26 protein-coding genes are annotated in these 22,036 nt (G+C 62.2%); 8 read left to right on the top strand and 18 right to left on the bottom strand.

Going from position 1 to position 22,036, the window contains the following annotated elements:
• Window positions 1-17: 17 nt before the first annotated feature.
• Window positions 18-1,037 carry an NAD-dependent epimerase/dehydratase family protein gene (locus GJR98_RS06045; RefSeq protein WP_151136466.1) on the bottom strand — a complete coding sequence of 340 codons (1,020 nt, stop codon included), beginning with the start codon at window positions 1,035-1,037 and terminating at the stop codon, window positions 18-20.
• 83 nt (window positions 1,038-1,120) lie between these two features.
• Here GJR98_RS06045 and GJR98_RS06040 point away from each other — a divergent pair, with 83 nt between their 5' ends.
• Together GJR98_RS06040 and GJR98_RS06035 are read left to right on the top strand one after the other, a co-directional pair.
• Window positions 1,121-2,080 (top strand): helix-hairpin-helix domain-containing protein, encoded by a 960-nt coding sequence (locus tag GJR98_RS06040; protein ID WP_151136464.1) that lies wholly within the window; start codon window positions 1,121-1,123, stop codon window positions 2,078-2,080.
• A 167-nt stretch (window positions 2,081-2,247) separates the two neighbouring features.
• Window positions 2,248-2,676 carry a universal stress protein gene (locus GJR98_RS06035; protein ID WP_151136462.1) on the top strand — a complete coding sequence of 143 codons (429 nt, stop codon included), beginning with the start codon at window positions 2,248-2,250 and terminating at the stop codon, window positions 2,674-2,676.
• Between the two features lie 148 nt (window positions 2,677-2,824).
• On the opposite strand, the gene GJR98_RS06030 is transcribed toward GJR98_RS06035, so the two are convergent.
• From GJR98_RS06030 to GJR98_RS06005, 6 genes are all read right to left on the bottom strand, one after another.
• On the bottom strand, window positions 2,825-3,100 hold the full coding sequence (locus GJR98_RS06030) for a hypothetical protein (RefSeq protein WP_151136460.1): 276 nt from the start codon (window positions 3,098-3,100) through the stop codon (window positions 2,825-2,827).
• A gap of 133 nt (window positions 3,101-3,233) precedes the next feature.
• On the bottom strand, window positions 3,234-3,641 hold the full coding sequence (gene msrB / locus GJR98_RS06025; protein WP_151136458.1) for a peptide-methionine (R)-S-oxide reductase MsrB: 408 nt from the start codon (window positions 3,639-3,641) through the stop codon (window positions 3,234-3,236).
• 38 nt (window positions 3,642-3,679) lie between these two features.
• Window positions 3,680-4,096, bottom strand: a complete 417-nt coding sequence (locus GJR98_RS06020; RefSeq protein ID WP_151136456.1) for a hypothetical protein — start codon at window positions 4,094-4,096, stop codon at window positions 3,680-3,682.
• Between the two features lie 6 nt (window positions 4,097-4,102).
• Window positions 4,103-4,807, bottom strand: a complete 705-nt coding sequence (locus GJR98_RS06015) for an RAD55 family ATPase (RefSeq protein WP_151136454.1) — start codon at window positions 4,805-4,807, stop codon at window positions 4,103-4,105.
• Between the two features lie 87 nt (window positions 4,808-4,894).
• Window positions 4,895-5,668 (bottom strand): aldo/keto reductase, encoded by a 774-nt coding sequence (locus GJR98_RS06010; protein WP_151136452.1) that lies wholly within the window; start codon window positions 5,666-5,668, stop codon window positions 4,895-4,897.
• Complete coding sequence (locus GJR98_RS06005) at window positions 5,665-6,366, bottom strand: HAD family hydrolase (RefSeq protein WP_151136449.1); 702 nt, start codon at window positions 6,364-6,366, stop codon at window positions 5,665-5,667. The genes GJR98_RS06010 and GJR98_RS06005 overlap by 4 nt, the downstream gene beginning before the upstream one ends.
• A 131-nt stretch (window positions 6,367-6,497) precedes the next feature.
• Between GJR98_RS06005 and GJR98_RS06000 the strand changes: the two genes are divergently transcribed.
• Window positions 6,498-7,532 (top strand): NAD(P)/FAD-dependent oxidoreductase, encoded by a 1,035-nt coding sequence (locus GJR98_RS06000; RefSeq protein ID WP_151136447.1) that lies wholly within the window; start codon window positions 6,498-6,500, stop codon window positions 7,530-7,532.
• 25 nt (window positions 7,533-7,557) lie between these two features.
• Here GJR98_RS06000 and GJR98_RS05995 read toward each other — a convergent pair whose 3' ends face one another.
• Window positions 7,558-9,303, bottom strand: a complete 1,746-nt coding sequence (locus GJR98_RS05995; RefSeq protein ID WP_151136445.1) for a Rieske (2Fe-2S) protein — start codon at window positions 9,301-9,303, stop codon at window positions 7,558-7,560.
• Window positions 9,304-9,510: 207 nt separating this feature from the next.
• Between GJR98_RS05995 and GJR98_RS05990 the strand changes: the two genes are divergently transcribed.
• The gene (locus tag GJR98_RS05990) at window positions 9,511-10,374 is read left to right on the top strand and encodes a CehA/McbA family metallohydrolase (protein WP_151136443.1); all 864 of its coding nucleotides are present in this window, start codon (window positions 9,511-9,513) and stop codon (window positions 10,372-10,374) included.
• 46 nt (window positions 10,375-10,420) lie between these two features.
• Here the strand turns inward: GJR98_RS05990 and GJR98_RS05985 are convergent, their stop codons facing one another.
• Window positions 10,421-11,323 carry a CPBP family intramembrane glutamic endopeptidase gene (locus GJR98_RS05985; protein WP_151136441.1) on the bottom strand — a complete coding sequence of 301 codons (903 nt, stop codon included), beginning with the start codon at window positions 11,321-11,323 and terminating at the stop codon, window positions 10,421-10,423.
• Between the two features lie 139 nt (window positions 11,324-11,462).
• Between GJR98_RS05985 and GJR98_RS05980 the strand changes: the two genes are divergently transcribed.
• Window positions 11,463-12,386, top strand: a complete 924-nt coding sequence (locus GJR98_RS05980) for a 2-dehydropantoate 2-reductase (protein WP_151136439.1) — start codon at window positions 11,463-11,465, stop codon at window positions 12,384-12,386.
• A gap of 7 nt (window positions 12,387-12,393) precedes the next feature.
• Here GJR98_RS05980 and GJR98_RS05975 read toward each other — a convergent pair whose 3' ends face one another.
• The 5 genes from GJR98_RS05975 to ahbB form a co-directional block, all read right to left on the bottom strand.
• Window positions 12,394-12,651 carry a hypothetical protein gene (locus GJR98_RS05975; protein ID WP_151136437.1) on the bottom strand — a complete coding sequence of 86 codons (258 nt, stop codon included), beginning with the start codon at window positions 12,649-12,651 and terminating at the stop codon, window positions 12,394-12,396.
• A 473-nt stretch (window positions 12,652-13,124) separates the two neighbouring features.
• Window positions 13,125-13,535: a hypothetical protein gene (locus GJR98_RS05970; RefSeq protein WP_195759376.1), complete on the bottom strand. Its 411-nt coding sequence runs from the start codon at window positions 13,533-13,535 to the stop codon at window positions 13,125-13,127.
• Complete coding sequence (locus GJR98_RS05965) at window positions 13,532-13,813, bottom strand: ArsR/SmtB family transcription factor (RefSeq protein ID WP_151136435.1); 282 nt, start codon at window positions 13,811-13,813, stop codon at window positions 13,532-13,534. Before GJR98_RS05965 ends, GJR98_RS05970 begins: the two co-directional genes overlap by 4 nt.
• A 128-nt stretch (window positions 13,814-13,941) precedes the next feature.
• Window positions 13,942-14,547, bottom strand: coding sequence for a hypothetical protein (locus tag GJR98_RS05960; protein WP_151136433.1), 606 nt, complete (start codon window positions 14,545-14,547; stop codon window positions 13,942-13,944).
• A 216-nt stretch (window positions 14,548-14,763) separates the two neighbouring features.
• Window positions 14,764-15,807 (bottom strand): siroheme decarboxylase subunit beta, encoded by a 1,044-nt coding sequence (gene ahbB, locus GJR98_RS05955; RefSeq protein ID WP_151136430.1) that lies wholly within the window; start codon window positions 15,805-15,807, stop codon window positions 14,764-14,766.
• Window positions 15,808-15,915: 108 nt separating this feature from the next.
• Between ahbB and GJR98_RS05950 the strand changes: the two genes are divergently transcribed.
• Window positions 15,916-16,995 (top strand): anthranilate phosphoribosyltransferase, encoded by a 1,080-nt coding sequence (locus GJR98_RS05950; protein WP_151136428.1) that lies wholly within the window; start codon window positions 15,916-15,918, stop codon window positions 16,993-16,995.
• A gap of 72 nt (window positions 16,996-17,067) precedes the next feature.
• On the opposite strand, the gene GJR98_RS05945 is transcribed toward GJR98_RS05950, so the two are convergent.
• The 3 genes from GJR98_RS05945 to GJR98_RS05935 form a co-directional block, all read right to left on the bottom strand.
• Window positions 17,068-18,021, bottom strand: coding sequence for a superoxide dismutase (locus GJR98_RS05945; protein ID WP_151136426.1), 954 nt, complete (start codon window positions 18,019-18,021; stop codon window positions 17,068-17,070).
• Window positions 18,022-18,200: 179 nt separating this feature from the next.
• Window positions 18,201-19,229, bottom strand: a complete 1,029-nt coding sequence (locus GJR98_RS05940; RefSeq protein WP_151136424.1) for a succinylglutamate desuccinylase/aspartoacylase family protein — start codon at window positions 19,227-19,229, stop codon at window positions 18,201-18,203.
• Between the two features lie 98 nt (window positions 19,230-19,327).
• Window positions 19,328-19,555, bottom strand: a complete 228-nt coding sequence (locus GJR98_RS05935) for a YgaP family membrane protein (RefSeq protein WP_151136422.1) — start codon at window positions 19,553-19,555, stop codon at window positions 19,328-19,330.
• 215 nt (window positions 19,556-19,770) lie between these two features.
• Here GJR98_RS05935 and GJR98_RS05930 point away from each other — a divergent pair, with 215 nt between their 5' ends.
• On the top strand, window positions 19,771-20,289 hold the full coding sequence (locus tag GJR98_RS05930; protein WP_151136420.1) for a peptidylprolyl isomerase: 519 nt from the start codon (window positions 19,771-19,773) through the stop codon (window positions 20,287-20,289).
• 6 nt (window positions 20,290-20,295) lie between these two features.
• Here the strand turns inward: GJR98_RS05930 and GJR98_RS05925 are convergent, their stop codons facing one another.
• Window positions 20,296-21,576: a hypothetical protein gene (locus GJR98_RS05925; protein WP_151136418.1), complete on the bottom strand. Its 1,281-nt coding sequence runs from the start codon at window positions 21,574-21,576 to the stop codon at window positions 20,296-20,298.
• Window positions 21,577-21,669: 93 nt separating this feature from the next.
• Here GJR98_RS05925 and GJR98_RS05920 point away from each other — a divergent pair, with 93 nt between their 5' ends.
• Window positions 21,670-22,014, top strand: a complete 345-nt coding sequence (locus GJR98_RS05920; protein ID WP_151136416.1) for a ferredoxin — start codon at window positions 21,670-21,672, stop codon at window positions 22,012-22,014.
• Window positions 22,015-22,036 lie beyond the last annotated feature (22 nt).

Raw genomic sequence — 22,036 nt, 5'->3', positions numbered from 1 at the left:
GTAACTGACGAGCGACGTTAGACAGCCCCGTCGAACTGGTCGACGAACGACTCGGTCGTCTCCGTCCACGCCGTGGCGAGCGCGTCGTCGAATGGTTCGGTCTCCCAGCTGTCAACGCCGTCGTGTTCGTCTAGCCACTCCACCGTTCGCTGGACGCCCGTCTCGAAATCGACCGTGTAGCGAAAGCCGAGGTCGGAGATGGCACGTGTGTTGTCGAAGACGGTGCTGTATTGGAAGTGGTCGCGGAGCATCCGCGTCCGGTCTGGTGCGACCCGCCGGAGAACGTCGGTCGGGACGTGAACTAACGTCGGGTCGGGTGCGTCGAGGGCGGACGCGACGCGCCGGTGGTACTGGTTCCACGTCATCGTCTCTTCGCTCGTGACGTTGTAGGCCCGGCCACCGACGTCGGAGCGTTCGACTGCACCACGGAACGCGCGCGCGACATCGTCGGTGTGGCACGGACCCCACAGCGACGTCCCATCGCCGTGGACGATGATAGGCTTCCCCGCGCGGATTCTGTCGATGTAGTACGACCCCATCCCGAGTGAGTGGACGAGCGTCCCACCTTCGCCGTAGGTGTTCCACGGACGCAAGACGACGACGTCGAAGTCGTCGGGGTCGTGTGCGTCGAAGAATACGTCCTCGGCAGCGATTTTGCCGGCCGCGTAGTCGCTCACCGGGGGATTGCGGGGGCTCGACTCCGTGACGGGGTTCTTCGGGGGAGGGCGGTGATACACGTCGATTGTACTGCAGAAGACGTATCGGTCGACCACGTCCGCACAGCGTTCGACGGCGGCACGGGCAGTCGCGGCATCGAAGCACGCCAAGTCGACGACGACGGATGGGTCAGCGTCGTGAATCGCCGCGTGGAGTGCGTCGCCGTCTTCGCGGTCACCGGTGACACGAGTGACTGCGTCGGGGAGGACACCGTCGGTCTCGCCGCGTTGGAAACTCGTCACGTCGTGGCCGGCGTCGACGAGTCGTCGGACGATTGCTCGACCGAGCAGTCCTGTTCCGCCGATGACGAATACCTTCATTGGTCGATGGGCGCCCCGCGAGGTGATAAACCCCAACGAGCGTGCTAAAAACACTCATTCTGTTAGCCAGCCTACTATTGTTCATGAAGGTGTACCTCACAGATGGAACCAGTTTCGAGTGCGGTGGCTACAAAGCGCTCGACTCGGGCGGGGTCGTACTCACGTCGGACACGAAGCGAAAGCACGTCATCGGATACGCACCTGCGGATGCGCTCGTCTACATCCTTCCGGACGACGTCGCAGCGGAACGCGACGCGTCCGACGACGGACTGGACGACGAGGAGGACGGTGCTGAATCTGATGCAGACGGCGACAGCGACGGTGAAGAAGAAGAGGAAGAAGAGGAAGAGGAGGAAGAGGAGGAAGAAGAGGAAGAGGAGGAAGAAGAGGAAGAAGAGGTAGAGACAGAACAAGAACAAAGCGAGGAGTCGGCCGATAGCGGAGCAGACGAACCCGGTGAGGAGACAGCAGGAGACGAACAGGCTACCGAGGCCGTCGCCTCGGCGGGCGTCGAGGAAGCCGTCGAAGGCGTGACTGCGGCTCCATCGGAGGAGACCGACACAGTGGCCGATCACACCCATCGAGACCTCGTCGACCGGGTCGACCAACTCGAATCACGAGTCGACGGATTGGATGGCCGCGTCGATGCGATGACCGGGCAACTCGCCGAAATCGTCCCCGTCGTCGAGACGGTGGTCGAAGAAGAACGCGACCCACAGGACCTGCGGAACATCCGTGGAATCGGCGAAGCGTACGCGACTCGACTCGTGGCGAGTGGCATCGATACGGTGTCTGCACTCCGGACCGCTGGCGACGAGGAGATTGCGACCGCCGCAGACGTCTCTGAACGACGAGTACAGGAGTGGAAGCGACGGGCCGAGTCGTACGTGGGGGCCGACGAACCAACTGCGGAGTCGACGACCGACGAAGAAGCTGGGTCAGCGACGGCAGTCGAAGACGACCAAGATGCACCAGACGACGATGCCTCAGGTGACGATGCTTCATCTGACGGTGGCGAGAGCCCGGAACGTACCGACGAGTGAGGATTCGTGCAGTCGTGAGTTCGTTCGTGTGGTCGTAAGTTCGGCTCGGGTCAGTCCACAAGAGTTCGGGACGGCGACAGCGTCTTCGATTGTTGAGCGGTTGGAAGTTCCCACGATTCGGGAACCGACGAAGGGGGTTGATACGCCTGCAGTCTAATCTCCAGTTGATGTACGACACCATCCTCGTGCCAATCGACGGGAGCGATTCGATGACGCCCATCGTGGAAGACGCCGCCGCGTTCGCCGCTGAGCGTGGTGCGTCGGTCCATCTTCTCTACGTCGTCGACAAGCGTGCGTTCTTGACGCTCGCCCAAGAGCGACAAGACGAGGTGTGCGAGGAACTCGAAGCGAAGGGTTCGGCCGCACTCGAAACGGCACAAGAGACGATGACGGAGTTCGGAGTCGACGCCGAACTTTCGCTTCGCCGTGGAGACCCGGCCGACGAGATTCTCGACTACGCCAGCGAGATCGACGCGGGCCTCATCGCCATGGGAACGCACGCCCGCTTCGAAGACAACATCCTCGGGAGTGTCTCGCGGTCGGTCGTCATCGAGTCGGACATTCCGGTTCTGGCGACTCCAATCAAAGCCAACTAACCACACACCACGGACGGCATCCCACGAGTGGACCGGGTGCGACGAGTACAGAGACTTCCGTTTTCCTGCGACAGGGCGTCGTTCTACGTCTCGATTTGTGAGTCTGTGACCCGTGCGCGGTGGCTACGTTCCGAGCGCCCTCTGCCGGCTACTTGAGTCGAATCAGCAAGAGGAGGAGTCCAAACAGCGTGGACACAGCGCTGATGAGTAAGAGCCCACCACTGACGACGAGGGTTCGGCCATCGAGTGCGATGGCGCCGGCGTTGGTCGTTAGACTCGCGACGGAGAGTCCAGCAGAGAGGTCGGCGACCGGTGCGAGGATAGCCACACAAAACAGGAGGAGTCCACCGACGACGAGTACGTACGGTGTGAACGAGGAGCGTCGCCGAGGAGCGTGGTAGGTGGTGGAGTAGCCACGAGACATGCTACTCCTACGTCGGTATCCCTGTTTGGTACGAGTCGGCTACCGTGACATTCTCGTGGTTAGACGTGTCCTAACCGCCCGAATTCGACGTGTTTCGTTCGTATCGCCGGACCGTTGGGTCGGGAGTCTCTGCCTACGCGTCGTCTGCGTCGGGGTCGAAGTCGAGCACCACCGAGTTGATACAGTAGCGCTTTCCCGTCGGTTGTGGACCGTCGTCGAAGACGTGGCCGAGGTGGCCACCACACGACGAACACACGACTTCAGTGCGGTCCATGCCGTGACTCAGGTCGCGGCGAAGTTCGATGTTCGAGTCGTTGGCGGCGTAGAAACTCGGCCACCCACAGTGAGAGTCGTACTTCGTGTCCGAAGTGAACAACTCGGCCCCGCACCCGACACATCGGTAGACGCCGTCGTCGGAACGGTCGACGTGTTCGCCGGAGAACCGCGGTTCGGTCCCCTGCTCTCGGAGGACGCGATACGCGTCTTTCGAGAGTCGATCTCGCCACTCAGACTCGGAGAGGGTGAATTCAGCGTCGCTCATACGTAAACAGACGGAGCGAAGAAAGAAAGCCGCGTCGGCTACTCGCGCCGGAGGAAGTCAGGAAGTCGAAGCCGAGCGAACTCGTCTGACTGCGCGTCGAGCACGTCGATTCGACTGACGGCCTCGGGAACGCCCTGTTTGTCCGTGGGCGTTCGCATGCCGACGTCGGCACGTCCCGTCGTGGCGGGTGTGGTCTCTTCGTCGACGAGCGCGTCCCACAAGTCCTGTTTCGTGTCGTACTCGCCTCTGTTGCGGGCGACACGCTGCTTTCCCTCTTCGAACGAGAGTTGGAGGACGCTCCGCCCGTAGGCGGTGCTCGCCTGCCGACGAATTCGCTCGAACTCACCCGGATTCGGTGAGCCAAGCGCGGTGGAGACACCGAGAGCGTACATCCGTCGAATCCCCTCTTCGTCCGATATCGTTCGCCAATCTGTGCCGAAAGTCCGTTCGTACATGGGTCCTTAGAGGTCGACCTTCGACCGGGGGTCTACGACGAGCCCGTTGTCGGTGAAGGAAAGCGACCGGATATCGCAGTCGATGTTCGTCCCGCGCATCTTGATGACCTGAATCCCTCGGGTCATCCCCGTCGCTTCGAGGTAGTTGTGGAAGAAGATGACACCGTGTGCGAGGAAGTGCTCGTCGGCGTACGACGACGGGTCGGTCATCTCCGAGATGAGGAGCGTCGTCGCGTCGCCCTGTTTGAGTGCGGTGAGGAACCGCGTCATCTCTTCGGACCCGTTGGCGAAGAACAGTCGAAGAAGCATCGTCGAGTCGATGACGAGACGGTCGACCTGTCGAGAGTTGACGAAGGCGACAATCTTGTCTGTGAGACTCTGGACACTCGATGTGCTGCCACTCTGTGAGAACTGATTGAGGAGATGTTTCCCCTTGGGGCTCACGAGGTTGATGTATCGGAAGCCATCTGAATTCGTGAGCGTCTCGAAGCCGAAGTCGAAGCTAGACATGTCGTTGACAAGTTCGTCTTCGGTCTCGTGCATGGTGATGTACATGCACTGCTCGCCATTTCGAAGTCCTTCGGCGATGAACTGCGCCGTGAACGTCGTCTTTCCACTCCCCGGCGGTCCACTCAGCACGTACAGGCGTCGTGGAAGGAAGCCACCCTGGATGAGTTCGTCGAACCCGCTTACCCCACTCGGAATCCGCATGGTCGGACACACCGTACCTCCTATTATAACCGTTCCGGGACAGGTATCATCGATGATATTTCCAGCCCGAACGGAGTGTCACGTCGCTCACTCAGGGTAGAGTTCGACTTCGCGCTCCACAGCGTCGATGGCGGCGATATCTTCTGCATCGAGGTCGATATCGACTGCTTCGAGATTCGCTCTCAGGTGTCGCTCACTCGATGCTTTCGGGATGACACAGACACCCTTTGCGGCCAACCACGCCAGACTCACAGACTCAGGAGTGACGTCGTGTTTCTCTGCAACCGAGACGACTTCCGCAACGTCGCGGACCTGTCCACCCGCGAGCGGTGAGTACGCAACGACGCTGTAGCCGTGTTCTTCGGCGTGTTCGAGGAGTTCGGGGCGCTGGAACAACGGGTGGTACTCTGTCTGGTGGGCGACCAGCGGCGCGTCCAACAGGTCGAGTGCCTCGTCCAGTTCGGCGACGGTGAAGTTGCTCACGCCAACGGCGCGCACGAGTCCGTCGTCGACGAGTTCGTCGAACGCGGCCAGCGTCTCGGGTGGGTCGTACGTCTCTATCGGGCGGTGCACGTACAGCAGGTCCACGTAGTCGGTTCCGAGTCGGTCGAGACTCTCACGAGTCGTCCGGAGCACGTCGTCGGGTGCGAGGCTGTCTGCCCACACTTTGGTCGCCAGAAACACATCGTCGCGCGGTGTCTCGGCGGCCTCGATGGCGTCACCAACCACGGCCTCGTTCTCGTAAATCTGGGCCGTGTCGACGTGGCGATAGCCCATCTCCAGTGCCGTCGTCACAGCAGTTGCCTCGGCGGGCGTGTCGAGACCCATCGTTCCGAGTCCGACGTGCGGGACGCGAGTCATCGGAGCGCCTCCCCGTCAGCAGCGGTCACGTCGTCGACGACGGGAACGCCGTCGATGGCGAGCAAGTCGTCGAGGCCGGACACTTCGTGTGTCGGGTCGGGCGAGGGCGTGTGGTCCGCACGGTGGTCGCGACGGATGAACGCCGAATCGACACCCGCTGCATTGGCAGCGGCGATGTCGCTGTCACTGTCGCCGACGAACAGCGGCGATTCGACGCCGAGATCGGACATCGCCAGTTCGAGATAGTAGGGTTCGGGTTTCTTGCGGTGGAGACTCGTGAGCGAGGGTTCGCGCCCGTAGGCCGTTCCGAACAACTCGGCGGCGTCGAGGTGGTCGAGAACGTAGTCGATCGTCGCCTGCTGGTTGCTGGAGACGATCCCCATGGGCGCGTCGATTCGCCGAATCGCGTCGAAGTCGTCGTAGGGGACTTTTCGTCCGTCGGCGACGGCGTCACACTGGTACGAAGAGGAGAACTCGTCTCGGACACGGAACAGCGTCTCTGGGTCGAGGTCGTACGCGCCGGCGACAGTGTGGACGTCTTCGAGACTGACGTTGATGACCATCTGTCTGACGTGGTCGGGGTCCGGGTCGACGACGCCAAGTTCGTCGAAGGCTGCCCACGTGGCATCCTGGAGGAGCGAGATATCGACGAGCGTGGTCAACACGCCGTCGTGGTCGAAGATGACCGAATCGTACATACGAGGTCTGTGGGTGCGAGACGTGAATCGTTTTCGCCTCTCCGACTCATACCGCCGCGTTGCGAGTCTTTTAGCGCCTCCAAAACACTGGTGTAGACGATGCTGGCTGGACTCGCACACGGGGTGTCGACATGACGCGTGACGTGTGTATTGTCGGGGCAGGCGCCGCAGGGGCAGGGGCGGCATATGCGCTCCGTGACGCGAACGCGAACGTGACGATTCTGGAGAAGAGTCGTGGCGTGTGCGGGCGCGCGGCGACACGTCGCAAACACGGGTGTCGGTACGACCACGGGGCAAACTACGTCAAAGACTACGACCACCGGACTGAACGACTGATTCGTGACCTCGGCGAAACGGGACTCGTCGATATCGACGAACCGGTCTGGACGTTCGACGCCGACGGCGTCATCGCCGAAGGCGACGGGCGCGACCAACACAAGTGGACGTGGACAGAGGGAATCACCCAACTGGCGAAGCGACTGCTCGCCCAGACTGACGCCACCGTCGAACGCGGGACCCGAGTCGCGGCTATCGACCACAATCCAGATACGAGCTACTGGTCTGTCGTCGACGAGGAGGGCACCCGACACGGGCCGTACGACGTGGTCTTGTTGACACCGCCTGCACCGCAGACTGCGGGCCTCCTCACCGAGATGGGGTGGGGAGACGAGTGTATGATTGGCCTCCGTGAAGCGATTGGGAGCGTCGAGTATCGAACGATTCGCTCGGTGATACTCCACTACCCGTTCGAGCGCGACGACCCGTGGTACGCCCTCGTCAATCCGGACAAACAACACCCGCTCGGATGGGTCGCACGCGAAGAGTGCAAAGACGGCCACGTCCCCGACGGCGAGAGTCTGCTCGTCGTCCAACCAAGTCCCGAGTGGTCGGAAGAACACTACGACGACCCGCTCGACGACGCGGCGGACGACGTGGCGAACATGGTCGCAGACCTGCTCGACGACGAGAGACTGCGCGACCCGGACTGGGTGGACGACCAGGGCTGGCGATACGCCCTCCCCGACGGCGTCGCCAACCGAGAGGTCATCCGACGCGGCGAACCTGACGGGCTGTTCTTCGCCGGCGATTGGACGGTCGGTGAAGGGCGAGTTCACGCGGCGCTGTGGAGTGGTATCGAAGCAGGTGAACGAATCGCCGGCAAGTGAGACGCAGGGAGTGGATTTACCCCACTCACTCCGCCGACGGCGATTCGTGAACTGACTCCCCGCGCTGGAGACGTGCGGCGATAGAGAACGTCTGTTCGCGCTCGCGACGCGTCGGCGAGTGTGCGGCGAGGTATCGCGCGACGCCGACCAAGAGCACCCGTGCTTCTTCTGGCGGGCGGCTCGCTGCCTGCGAAAACCCAGCTTCGAGGGCCTGGTAGGTGTGGAACCCAGCGTCCTCTTCGAGGAGTGCTTTGCCGAGTTCACTTCTGAGTGTGTGGAGGTCACCTCCCGCATCGAGGAAGTGGGCGGCTGCTCGCCCGGCATCGTTCACTCGGCCTTCCGTGTCGAACGCGTCTCTGAGCGTATCGAGTTCGACGCTCGGATTTGCATCGGGATTCGCGTCAGGGAGCGGTGCTGGCGGCGTGTTCAGGAAGCGGTCGAGGTAGACGTTGATAGCGGCGTCGAACACGCCGCGGTAGAGCTCCATCGCGTCTGTTCGCTTCGCGAGTTGGTGGACCGCGTTGGCGTACGTGAACGTGTGGTGGACGGTGTTCCAATCGCTGAACTCGTTACTCGTCGCGAACTGTGCGACCCGCGTTCCGGCCGCGAGCGCGACGACGTCGGCGAGTTCTTCGGGGGTCGCCCCATCGCGAATCGCTTCGACGAGTACGTCGACGATGGCGTCTGGGTCGTCGCCGAGGAGTGTGTCGAGCATCCAGTCGGGTCGTGACCACGTCTTTTTTGCACCGAACTCGACGAACCGGTGCAGTTCGTCGAACGTGTCGTCGAGGAGGCTTGCGAGGTCGATTGGACGACGCCACTGTGCGGATTCTTCACCCCGGTCTGCGGTCGCCAGTCCGCGGACGAGACTCGGGAGAACGTCGTCCGCGTGGCCCCACCCGATGTGGTCGAGCGCCTCGCAGGATTTGTTGACGAAGTCGAGGACGTGGCCGGTCTGGATGTACCGGTGGTCTGTCGCCGCCGTGGCGAGCAGTCGTGCGAGGTGTTCGTCGTCGTAGCCGGCGTCGATAGCGGTCCTGAGAACTCGCTCTGCACCCGCAGGGTCTCGGACTTCGACGTTCTCACGGAACCACGACAAGAGGCGGTCGTAGTCGGTTTCTGTCGCACCCAGCGCGTCCTGTTCGAACTGTGGCGGTTCGTTCGACACGTCGTTGCCGACCTGAATGAGGCCGTGGTAGAGTGCGCGCTTTCGGTCGTCTGGTGTGAGGTCTGGGAGCACGTTCGCCATCGCGGTCAGGATGGTGAGGCCCGGTCCCCACCCCTGTCTCCGGTATCGGCAGCCAAACTGAATGCCGGTCTCCAACGGGTCCGTGGCATCGACGCCGGCGTCGAGGAGGCCGATAACCGACTTGGCGACGACCAGTCTGAGGTTCTGTTCGAGACCGTCTTCGAGTCTGTTCGACCAGTGGACGTGTGGCGAGTCGCTCGATTCGGGGTGTGGGTCGACGTAGACGGTGCCGTCGCGGATATCGACTGGGTAGGTGAGGACGTTGTCGGCCCACGGGTCGAACGTGTCTCCGCACGTGAGTTCGAATCGTGCGTGATGCCAGTGGCAGGTGAGGACACCATCGTCGACACTCCCCTGTATCAGGGGAAACCCCATGTGCGGGCACGCGTTGTCGACCGCTCGAACCTCACCTTCGTGGACGAAGAGCGCGACTGCACGTCCGTCGACCGAGACGAGTTCACGACCAGACTCACGAAGGTCTCGAACGCCGATAGTGGGGACGAATCCATCTGTGGTTGCCATGTCTTAACACACGACTGAGAAATTCGTAAAGCTTCGCTGAAACGAGGTTAGGTAACTGAACTGACCTGTGTGTCGGTTCTGACGAGTTCCGTGCCGTCAGGAGTCGTGCCGCCAATCGCTGGCCAACGAGTGCACCGGGACGTGGTGGGAGTGACGCTAGCACGATTCGGGCGTGCCTTTTTCGTGACCGGCGACTAACCACTGCTTGTGTCTGCGCTGACAGTCCGAATCGACCCGCACGTCCACTCGGAGGGCTCGTACGACGCCCACGACCCGGTCGAACTCATCTTAGAGCAGGCCGCAGAGATCGGGCTGGATGCCGTCGTCATCACCGACCACGACGTCATCCACGAGTCTATCCGAGCGGCGCAACTGGCACCGATGTACGGCCTCGTCGGAATTCCCGGTGTGGAAGTCTCGACGGCCGACGGCCACCTCCTCGCACTCGGTGTCGAAGAGCTTCCGCCCCGGCGTCGCCCCCTCGACGAGACTGCCCAGTGGGTCCGCGACAAAGGCGGTGTCGCAATCGTTCCACACCCCTTCCAGCGGAGTCGCCACGGCATCCGACGCAAGCGACTCGGAAGATACCACGACACCTCCGGTGGCGACGCCTTCGACGCCATCGAGACGTACAACTCGTGGCTCTTCACTGGCTACAAGAACCGTCGCGCTCGGCGCTTCGCTACGAACCGTCAGTACCCCGGTGTCGCCGGCAGCGACGCCCACAAAGTCGGGTACGTCGGCCGTGCGTACACCGAAATCGAGATTCCTGACATGTCTCGAGCCTCACTCTCGGCTGACGATATTCTCGATGCAATCCGCAGTGGCTCGACACGGGTCCAGGGGCGCAGGACGCCGATTCCAACGAGTACGAAACACTACGTCGGTGCCGCAGGCCGAAAGTCCGCGTACTACGCCAAACGGGGCGCGCTGACGAGCAGCGTGTTGGCCAAGAAAGGTGCCTTCAAATCGGCGTCCGTCGCGAAGGTCGGCGCACTCAAGAGCGGCTATCTCGCGAAACGCGGCGCCGCACTCGGAGCACAGTTGTTGGCTCGGCTATCGCCGTTGTAGGCCGCAGTTTGGCGGTTGCAGGTCGCTGGACGCGACCTTTCTGTAGTTAGTCGGCCCGGCGAGGGTTCCCTGCGGGTGACGTAGTGTCCGGGAACCCACTGGTCGATGCTGGTTCACGGGAGAGCCGGTCCATCCCGCGCGTGGCGACGAGCACGAGTGCAACCACCCACACGGCCACGGCGAACGTCCCAATCGCGGCCACGCGAACTTCGTCGTAGATGGGCGTGCCCACGACGGCGGCGTCGATTGGGACGAGTCCACTCAGCAGGTTTATCGCACCGTGGCCGAGCATCGCGAGCCAGACGCTCCCCGTCTCGTTGTACAGCCACGTCAGGACGACCGAGAACCCGACGACACTGACGCCCCAGAGCACTTGCTGTCCGAGTGGCCACGTCCCGTGGGGTGCCGACGCCGTGAAGAACATCGGGAGGTGCCAGAGTGCCCACAGAACACCGATGAACACACCGGACTGGAGTGCCCCGTATCGAGCCTGCAACCGGGGGAGGGCGAATCCGCGCCAGCCGAGTTCTTCTTTCCCACCGCCGACGATGGCTTCGAACACGATGAAAGCCGGGAGCGTGAGGTAGAACATCACGCCCAGGTCGAGAACTCCGAGGTCGATTGGGTAGCCGAGAAGCCCGTACAGCACCGTTCCGAGTGCGACGAACACGAGCGGGAGCACGACGACGATGGCGTACCACCGGAGACGGAGGCGCCAGCGAAGCCGTGGTTTGTACCACTCACGAACCGACTCACCACTGACCCACAGGACGACCACAGCGGCGAGGAACGGGCCGAGCGCGCCGAGCGTGAAGAGACCCCACGTCGACCACGACGGCGCCATGTCGAACAGAAGGACTGGCGCATTGATGGTCCACGTAATCGCGTACGCGAGGAAGAAGAACGCCGCGACTGGGTGCGCAGTAATCCGCGTTTGAATGGAGGGCATGGGTACTCACTAGCGGTTCGTGTCACCCATCGATAATCTAGAGCGACGATTCTCCCTGCGAGAGAACCACACGAGGCGTTCACCCACCGATACGACTCTCCTCCCAAATTTCTTTTATCACACCGGCTGTACCCGACGCATGAAATTCGCGATTTTCGGTGCCGGTGGTGTCGGTGGATATCTCGGTGCCAGACTTGCAGACGCAGGACACGAGGTACACCTCATTGCGCGCGGGGCGCATCTTGCTGCCCTCCAGTCCGACGGGTTGCGCGTCGAGAGCGTCGCCGGCGACACGGCAGTCGACCTCCCTGCGACCGACGACCCGAGCGACATCGGCCCGTGCGAGTACGTGTTACTGTGCACGAAAGCGCACGACGTGAAGAGCGCGGCCGCCGACCTCTCACCCCTCATCGGAGACGACACGGCAGTCGTGTCGTTCCAGAACGGCGTCGACAGCGAACGGTGGGTTGCAGACGAAATTGGCGAGGCACACGTGGTCGGCGGTGTCGCGTACATCTTCTCGACTATCAAGGAACCGGGTGTCGTCGAACACACTGGCGGTCCGGCACGGTTCATCTACGGTGAACTCGACGGTCGAACCTCGCCTCGAATCGAGGCGCTCCACGACGCGATGTCCGAGAGCGACGGCATCGACGCGGTACTCGCAGACGACATCGCCGTCGAACTCTGGCGCAAGTTCGCGTTCATCTGTGCACAGGCCGGGATGACGGCAACGACTCGGCTTCCAATCGGTGACGTCCGCGAGAGTGACGCCTCGTGGGAGATGTTTCGTGCAATCATCGAAGAGGTGGCTGCAGTCGCTCGGGCGGAGGGCGTCGGCCTCCCCGACGACCTCGTCCCGACGTGGCTCGACTTCGCACGCGACCTCGACCCGGAGATGTACTCGTCGCTCCACTACGACCTCACACACGGCAAACCGATGGAACTCGAAGCGCTCCACGGGTCTGTCGTTCGGCACGCTGACGAGGTCGGCGTCGAGGTACCGATGAACGAAGCAGTCTACGCGATACTCAGTCCGTGGGCCGACCGAAACGAACGGTAGCGAATACTCAGTGCTCTTCGGCGGGGAATCCTGACAGTCGACTGCGTGGATGGTCAGAGTCACCGAAGCACCGCGACGGGAGGTAGATAGTGGCCGACGGTTCACGCGGGACTTTGATGGAGACTTCGAGGAGGTCGAATCGGGTGTCACCGAACGTATCGACGAATCGCCCCCTGAGTGGCCCGGCGGCGAATTTGTACAGTTTCTCTGCCGACCTGTCGACGTAGAGGAGGACGAGATAGTACGCAACACCGGGTGGGTCCACATCTATCCAGAATTCCGAACAACTCAGAAACATCGTCGCGGTACACCCCTTGAACACCAATCGCTGCGTGTCTCGTGGGTGCGGAACAGGAGTCGCTGAAGCCGTCGGAGACGCGGTCGGAGAGGTCCAGACAGGCGATTGAGGGAGCGTCGGCGTTCGTTTCGGTGCCTCGTGCATCGTCTCTTCGTCTCTCCCGCTCGGTTCGTCTCCTGTACATCCCGCGAGCCCTCCGGTCAAACCGAGGCCGAGTAACCGAAGTATTGACCGTCGTGACTGGTGACCCATAACGGAGGATACTGGGGATGAGACCTACGATGTCGAACTCCACACTCGTGGAACGCTCGTCGCCTGCTCTCAGGAAATTCTCAGCGGCGATGCAACTGTTGTGATAAGTGCTAGACAAAAGTACGCGGGGAGAGGGTATATGAATTTCTTATATCTGACAAGAAGACACTCCCAGTCAGCGGAATAGCTCACCGGTAGCTCTGATACAGTAAGACGACGACAGCGACGGCCGCGAACAGGTCTGGAAGGAACGTGAACGGGCCGATACTCACCGCCGGACGGAAGCCGAACACAACTGCTGCGAGTGGGTTCGACGTGAGTGCGTACAGCAGTAAGGCGAACGTGAACACGACGAGACTCATCGTAAACGGGTTCGGGAGGTCGCGGTAGACGCGGACGTAGTTGTACGCGAGGGCGACGAGGAGCGCGACGTTGAACGTCGAGACGAAGAGTTTCACCTGCAAGAACAACGCGAGTCGGGGGCGAAGGTCACGTCCGAGGAGTGCCGGAACGGCCAACGTCACGACGAGCGCGACGAGCACCCCCACGAGCGTCAGGAGCAACGTCGGCGTCGTTGGGTCGGGGCTGGACTCACTCATTCGAGGTCAGCCTCCGATGCGATCGTGTCGAGCAGGTCGACGTTCTGTTCCATCCGGTCTGAGAGAAAGTACGTCTTGCCGTAGCCGTCACCCATGGTGGTCAGTACCCCGTTTTCTTCGAGGAGTTCGAGATGATGCCGCACCGTCTTGTAGTTCAAATCCAGTTCGTCGGCGAGTTGGTTGGCGTTCATCGGTGTGTCCGAGAGCGTTCGGATGATACGCAGGCGGTTTTTCCCCCCACGACCACCGCCGATGAGCCACCAGAGCACCCGACGCATCTGTTCGAAACACTCAGCTCTGGTATAAAAACGGCACGGGCTGGGAGAGTTCTCGGCGCATCAGCGGGGACCTGTGATGGATGGCTGACCGCGGAGTGACCTACGGGTTGGCGAGGTCTCGTGGGGCCTCACCGGTGTGGTCCGTGTCGGTGGTCGTGACCGGTGTGTCGGTGCCAGTTGGCCGCGGAGCGTTCGTTCCAGCGTTCCCGCAGGTCACTCACGTCGTAGCCACGTTCTTCGAGCGTGTCGAGTGCGACTTCTCGGAGTTCGCCGGGGTTCGCACCGTCTGCACGAGCAGTTTCGACCGCGTCACGAACTGCTTCGACGTCGCTCTCGCTCAGGCCGTAGTGGTCCTGCAAGCGGTCGAGTTTCTGGTCGAGACGATGCTCGAAGCGGAGTTCACGCAGTTCCGCGTCAGTGACACCGTACTGGTGGAGGCGGCCGTGGACCACGAGTCGAATTGCGTGTGTAGACGCACCGTCTGCGCGCATCTCGGCGACTTCGTCTTCGATGGCTTCGCGCTGGTCGTCGGTGAGGTTCAGTTGGTCGAGGAACGTGCTCAACTGGGCGTCAGTGGGGACGTCGGATGAACGGTCAGTTAGCCGGTCGTCGGTCGGTGCTTCGTCGGTCGGCGGTTGGTCGGTGGTCGTCTCCTGTGCTCCGGCGAGTCCGACGACGCCGCCGGTCACCACGAGCACTGCGAGGAGCGCACCGATGAGTGTCTTTGTTCGCATGGGAATCACCCGACAAATCGGAGGACGAGGGATACTAAGGAAATTTGCCGAACTTGGGCACGAGACGGACATCAGAGGGGCACAAGTTAGACCCAAATTCCACTGGAAATAGGAGTCTGAATCGTGCTTGGGGCGGGATGGGAGTATTCGTCCCGACAGCCGAAATCGAACACGACCTGACCGTCTCGTCGGAGAAGAGTGGCCGAAGACGGAACGTTACTCGCTCGAACTCACTAGCTCTTCGTACTGCGCGCCGGTCTGCTTCAGCGTCTCTGTCGAGTAGAGTCGCTCGTGGTCGAACGGGAGATACTCGTCGGCGAGTTCGTCTATCTTCGCATCGACGGCGTCGGCGTCGCGGCCGTGAATCATCGTGAACAGGTTGTACGGCCAGTCCTGTTCTGGTCGACGGGGTCGGTGATAACAGAGCGTCACGTACGGGAGACTCCCGACGACTTCGCCACGAGCGTCGAGTTCGTCGTCCGGGACGTTCCAGACGACCATGCAGTTGTTCCGAAAGCCGGTGACGACGTGGTTGACGATACAGCCGATGCGTTTGATACAGCCATCGTCGAGGAGGCGCTCGATTGCGTCGATGACCTCGTCGGTGTCGGCGTCGATGGCGGCGGCAACGTCCGCATACGGTGTCTTCGTCAGCGGGAAGCCATCTTGAATCTCCACGAGGAGGCGTGCATCGAGGTCCGAGAGGTCGCCCGTCGCATCCTCGGAAATTCGCGTCGCACTCACCTCGGTCTCTTCGAGACTCTCGCGGGCGAACCGGTCGTCGTTCATCACGGGGAACTCTAGGTCGATGTAGTAGTCCGTGAGCATCGGGAGGTTGAGCACCTCACACCCGGTTCGGTCTTCGATTTCCGAGAGGATACGGTCGCGTGTCTCCCGCGACCCGGCGGTGACGACGAACCACATGTTCCACTCGTGGGCGCGGCGGTAGTTGTGGTTCACTTGCTGGTAGCCGTTGATGATTTCGGCCACCTCGTCGAATCGGTCCTCTGGTGCCGAGACCGCCGCGAGGGTCGAACTCCCGATGACGGGCGGGTTGAGGACGGCACCGAACCGTCGGAAGATACCCTTCTCGCGGAGTCGACGGACTCGGTCGAGAGCCTCCGCTTCGTCGATACCCAGCTCCTCGGCGACGACGCAGAAGGGGTGTGCTTCGACGGGGAATCCGCTTTGATACTCGTCGATGAGCGTGGCATCGACCTCGTCGAGGTCGGCCCGCCAGTCGTCCGACAGCGCGGTCATTACCCCGGCTTAGGAGTCGGTGGGCCTATCGCTTTCGGACCGCGAGAGTCCTCTCGTTCAGCGGGACCGAACAGGACGTTTTTTGCACGCTCACTCGAAGACACAGGCATGGCAGCAGTCGACAGTGAGTTCGGGGAGTGGCCGCTGAAACGTCTGATGACAGAAGTCGTCGGCACGGGAACGAAGTCCGCCGAGGACATGACGCGAGCGCAGGCGATGGAAGCGATGCGGCGCATCCTCGCGGACGAACCCGACCACACGACGCTCGGGGCGTTCTGGCTCGCCAACCGCTGGAAACACAACAACGCCGAAGAACTCGCCGCGTACACCGACGTGATGGCCGAACACGTCAACTACGCCGAGCCGAAAGTCGACCCCGTCGACTGTGGCGCGAACTACGACGGTAAGGGCAAGACGGCCATCCTCGGCGTCGCTGCGGGTGTCACCGCTGCGGCCGCCGGCACGCCCGTCGTCGTTCACTCTGGTGACCGCGTCCCGACCCAGAAGCAGGACGCCTACAAACACGTCCTCGACGCACTCGGCGTTCGCACGGAACTCGAACCCGACGAATCCGCCGACATGGTGGACGACACTGGCTTCGGCTTCTACTACCAGCCGAAGTTCAACCCAGCTATCCACGCCCTCTGGGAGCGCCGTGACAACATGGGCGTTCGGACGTTCATCAACACCATCGAGACCATCGCGAACCCGGCGAACGCCTCGGTCCACCTCGGGTCGTTCTACCACCTCGCCTTTGCGAAGAAGATGACGGACACGCTCAAAGAAAGCCACCACCACGACCTCCGTCGCGTCGTCATGTTCCAGGGCATGGAAGGCTACGACGACATCCGCCCCGGGTACACGAAGGTCGCCGAGTGGACCGCCGACGGCGCCGACGGTACCTTCGACGACTTCGAAATCGAGACGGCCAACTACGGCATGGACTTCGAGTACGACGACCTCGGCGTGAACGAAGACGACGTCGCCGGCGACTCAGCGACGATTACCGAAGAAGTTCTCTCTGGCGAGCGCACGGACCGCTTCGCCGACGCCGTCGCGCTGAACGCGGCGCTCCGTATCTACGCCCGCGAAGACGCCGACTCCATCGACGAGGGTCTGGAGATGGCACGCGAGGCTATCGAGTCCGGTGCCGCGGCCGCGGTTCTCGAAGACCTGCGCGACTTCTGAGGGTCGAAGAAATCGGAGTGACATGCACTCCGTATCTCTCTTCTTCGCCTCTGGTTCTGAGTAACGGTTCGATTACTTCGATACCCGAACCACGTCGTACTCTGCGTTCGCTGGTGGGGTTCCGAACCGTGCATTCACCGCGTAGAGGGAGTTCCCGAACCCCGTCACCGTCGTCGGCACGTCGAACAGTGGGTTGGTTATCACATCGACGACTTCGCCCGCAGTCGCGTCCGGGTCGAGTGTCACGACAGCGATTTGGTTGAGTTGGTTTCGGACGACGTAGAGCGTTCTGCCCGCCAGCAAGATACCGTCACCCGCCGTTACAGTCTCCCCTCCGAGGTCAATTTCGGTCGCGTCGCCCGACGCAGGGTCGACTTTGTAGAGTAGTCCCGTGCTCGTATTTACCACGATGAGGTACTTCCCGTTTGGCGGTGCGTCGATACCGTTCGCGTTGAACCCAGCCACCGACGTGAAGTCGCCACTGAGTGGAATCTCCTCGACTGCGCTCTGGTTGGGGACGTCTCCACCCGCACCCAGTGGAATCCGGTACAGCGATGGCCGGGCCGAATCGGTGAAGTACGCCGCCGTCCTCGTCACCACGACGTCGTTCACGAACTGCGAGTCCTGCAGTTCGTAGTCAGCAACCAGCGCACCCGTGTCCGCGTCGTACACGGACGCCCGCCCAGTCGGGCCGCCGGCGACGAAGAGGTAGTTGCTTCGAGCGTCGTGTGAGAGACCGACTGCAGGACCCCCCGTGGGTGGGACGAAGACGTCCCCGCTTCCAGTTCGTAAGTCCCCCCGGTAGATGGCCCCACCGGCGAGCGACCCCACGAAAAAGTCGGTACCGAGGCCAGTGACGATACCTTCCGGTTGGAATCCAATGGGCAGTGGGATGACCGCTGGGAACGCCGACTTCGCTGCGGCAGTGCCAGTTCCGACTACCGCAAGTCCAGCGATGGGAAGCGCCTTCAGTAAGGCACGTCGGTTGTAATCAATTCGTCCGTCTCCGTCCTGTTTCGATGACATTCGGTTCTCCTATTGGCCCATCGACTCCCACAGACTGAGCCTCGTGCGACGCTGTGGGTTTACTCGACACTACGACTCGAGAATCGAGAGTATGGGTACGTGTTACTTCGACGACGTGTGAGGCGATATAATTTGTTGCCGGAAAAACGTCGAATCTGGAGCTTTCAGAGTGCGAGAGCCTATATGTCGAGTTCGTCGTCCGCGTCACCGAACACGTCGTCTGTGTCTAACTCGTCGTCCACTCCGCCGTCCAGCGGAAGCGCCACGCCGACGAGCGTCTTCCCGGCTGTAACGGTTGCCTCACGGGCGATGGAGTAGATGATACCCGCGCGCTCTACTTCGACTTCCTGTAGGACGGTGTACTTGGTTGGGTCGTACACCCACCCGAGGTGGTCGCCGGGGCGGACTTCCTGACCGAGTTCGAGGTCTTCGCGGGCGACGAAGAGGCCCGAGGTGTCGGCGGTGACGCGCCCGAGGTGGTTCCGATAGGTCTGGCCGTCCCACGACTCGACGGCACCGGGAAGTATGCCGAGACTCCGACAGACGTTGAGTAGTCCGTCGACGCCGGCGACGATAGCCGACTCGACGAGTTGCTTGTTGTGTGCGAGTTCAGGTGTGATAGATGGGATGTCTGCTTCCGTGGCCGCGACACGGAGTTTCCCGCCGAAGTTGCGCTTGGTCCACTCCTCTTCGGCGTCTTCGCCCGCGGCCTCAGCGAGGAGCAGGCTCACGCCGAACGCCTCCGCGAGGTCACGCGAGGCGTCGTCGTTCTTGCGGTAGACAGTGTGAGTGAGCATGTCGGGACTGCCGGTGTGGAGGTCGACGATGGCGTCGGCGTCACTGGCGTACTCCCACAGAGAGGCAGCCATGCGCTCGTGGAGACTGCCGTCAGCGTCACCTGGCCAGACGCGGTTCATGTTGGAGTTGACCGAGTCGATGGCTTCTGGCGTGACGTACGACACGCGGTCGAACGTCAGGGGGTCGGCGACAGGTACGGCGACCACGCGACCCGTCAGCTCCGCGCGTTCGAGTCGACCGTGGAGTCGGCGAAGCACCTCGGTCCCGTTTATCTCGCGGCCGTGTTGGGCGGCCTGCACGTAGAGCGTCGGTCCGTCCGGTTCGTCGTCGGGTTCGTAGATGTGAACCGTCGTCTGCACCGGGACGCCAGAGGGCAACCGGGCGAGCGTCACGGTCTCCGCAGTGTGCATATTCGACGCATCGCGGTCGGGTGCCTTGTAGGTAGTGGGGCCGCACCGCGACGTAGAAAGAATAGACGGTGTTGTCGACCGACGGAGGAAGGTCGCGACTACGTATCCGAGGTGTCGATACCGAACGGGAGGTACAGTGGGCACGCCTGCCGGTAGCCGGTAACGAGGAAGACGGCACCGAAGACGACGGCGAGTGCTGCGCCGAGTGTCGGCGGAAGCGGTCCGAGCGGGACCGCACCCGCGAACGCGCCGATGCCGATGACGACGAGGAGTGCTCCGAGTGCGAGACGAACCGTCCGGTCGAGACTGCCGACGTTGTGATTCATGTGAATTTCAGTTGTGCCTTTGGGCCGCAAGACAATAATCCCAGTGGCCGTTCTTGTCTGCTGATAACAGCCTGTTTCCTTCTTTGATGTTGCTCTGGGCACCCACACTCGCTCCTGCGAGCAGGCAGTGACACTGCGACCGTCCAGACTGTCTGTCGTCCGAGAGGTGTCCCGAAGGCGGCACGGTTTTCACTCGCCCGCCCGACGTGGGAACTATGAGCGACAACCCAACCGCCACGCTCCACACGAACAAGGGCGACATCACGGTCGAACTCTTCGAAGACAAGGTTCCGAACACGGTCGAGAACTTCATCGGCCTCGCGACAGGCGAGAAGACGTGGGTCCACCCCGAGACCGACGAGACGATGGAAGGCGAACCCCTCTACGAGGACATCCTCTTCCACCGCATCATTGACAACTTCATGATTCAGTGCGGCGACCCGACCGGAACCGGCCGCGGTGGCCCGGGTTACACCTTCGACGACGAGTTCGACTCGGACCTCAGCCACGATGGTGCCGGCGTCCTGTCGATGGCAAACCGCGGACCCAACACGAACGGGTCGCAGTTCTTCATCACACTCGGCGCACAGCCACACCTCGACGGCAAGCACGCCGTCTTCGGAAAAGTCACCGACGGCATGGACGTCGTCGAAGACATCGGCTCGGTCCCGACCGACCGTCAGGACAAGCCAGTGTCGGACGTCGTCCTCGAATCCGTCGACATCGAACAGTAAGCGACCTCACTCGGTCTGATTCGTCGGTTGGTCTCCGGTCGGCGTCGTCTGCCGGTCTTCGGGACCAAGCCACGCCGGTGGTTCCACCGTCGTGTTGCCGATTGCGTCGTATTCGAACCAGACGGTGACGCCGAGTCCGTCGCGCGTCTCGTAGGAGACTTGCATGGACCGGACGAACCCACTTTCTTCGACGAATGCGACGAACTCGTAGTCACGAGAGCGCGGGAAATCGTTTCCACTGCCTTCGATTCGGGTGACTTCGACGCCATCTTCGACTGTCGAGTTCACCACTCGAGAACGTTCTGTCGAGAGATACCACCCGATGTAGCGTTCGGCACGAATCGCATGCCTCCCCGGTCCGTCGAGCACTTCTGGGTCGAGAACGCGGATGGCAACGCCGTCGGGTTCGTTTGGTCGTCGAGAGTACCGCATCGCCCCGTCGGCGTAGGAATCTTCGGAGGCAGTCGGCCGCGGATACGCCCTGAGCCCAGACCAACTGACGCGCTGGACCTCCGAGTTGTACACGTGTGGTTCTTCGACGTGGACGACTTCGACTTCGCGGCCAGTCTCGTCGCCAGCGATCGACTCACGATAGCCAATCGTCCACCGATAGGACTCGTTCGCTACGACTCGCCGATGCGCATCGGCAAGTAGTGTTGCGTTCTCGACGCCTGCCGTCGTCACGCCGGGGGCGATGGCCCGTGGTTCGGGCGTCGCTGTCGGAACCGGTGTCGTGGGCTGCGTCTGCTGCGTCTCGTCGGTTCCACCGCCCAGTCGCGGAGCGATACCCGGAACGCCAGCAGTCGCAACGATGGCGAAGACGAGGAGCGCGACGACGGCGACGACGACGAGCACGGACCGAGACGAATCGAAACGCGCCGAGAACGACGAACGCGCCCCGCGTCCCGAACTGGGAGCGTCGTCCAGCGTCACCCCGAAGTGAGTTTCGACGAGGTGGTCACCGGTCTCCAGGGGGAGGCCATAGCGGACGAGTTCGTAGAGGTCGTCGAGCGAGAATATCCGAACATCGGGTGAGGACGCTGGGATGGTATCGAGTGCGACGACCACGTCGGCGTCGTCTGGAACCGAGGGGCGCACACCGAACCACCGCCCAGAGACGATGGCGACGTGTTCGGTCTGGGGGCCACGACGAGCGACGACGAGTGAGTTTTCGACGGTCGTCTCCCACCCACGGGCGGCCCAGATGTCGGCGACGAGCCGGCGGCGTTCGCTCGCCGTGGCCGCGCGGACGAGGTCACCGAACCGTTCGCGGGGGGTACCGTCCATCGTTCTGTGTAGGGTCTGTGTGCCGATAGTCCCACCGGGGGTGTGCGCCCACCGACCGACAGCGCAAAGTCCGCCGGGTTGTAACCACCGGCGATGAGCGAGGAGTCCGACCGACCGAAGCCGAGCGACTTCGGGACCGACGAGAACGCCCCACCAGTCGAAGAAAAGCCGTACAAGATAATCTTCGAGGCCAACAAGTGCTTCGGGGCCGGTCGATGCGCGGAAGTCGCCGACAACTGGGAGATGGATCTCGAAACCGGCCTCGCGCGGGCCAAGTCGTACTTCATCGGCGAGGACGAACTCGACGAGAACATCCGTGCTGCAGAGGTCTGTCCGGCGAAGAAAGGCCGCGGCGTCATTCACGTCATCGACCGCCGAACCGACGAGGAACTCTCCCCGGACCCACACGGCGACGGGTCCCTCTCTGTCGACTGGTAAAACGAAAGCACTTTTCTTCCCC

The sequence above is a fragment of the Haloferax marinisediminis genome, from assembly GCF_009674585.1.
Taxonomy (GTDB): domain Archaea; phylum Halobacteriota; class Halobacteria; order Halobacteriales; family Haloferacaceae; genus Haloferax; species Haloferax marinisediminis.
This window is presented reverse-complemented; position numbering and strand designations above follow the sequence as displayed.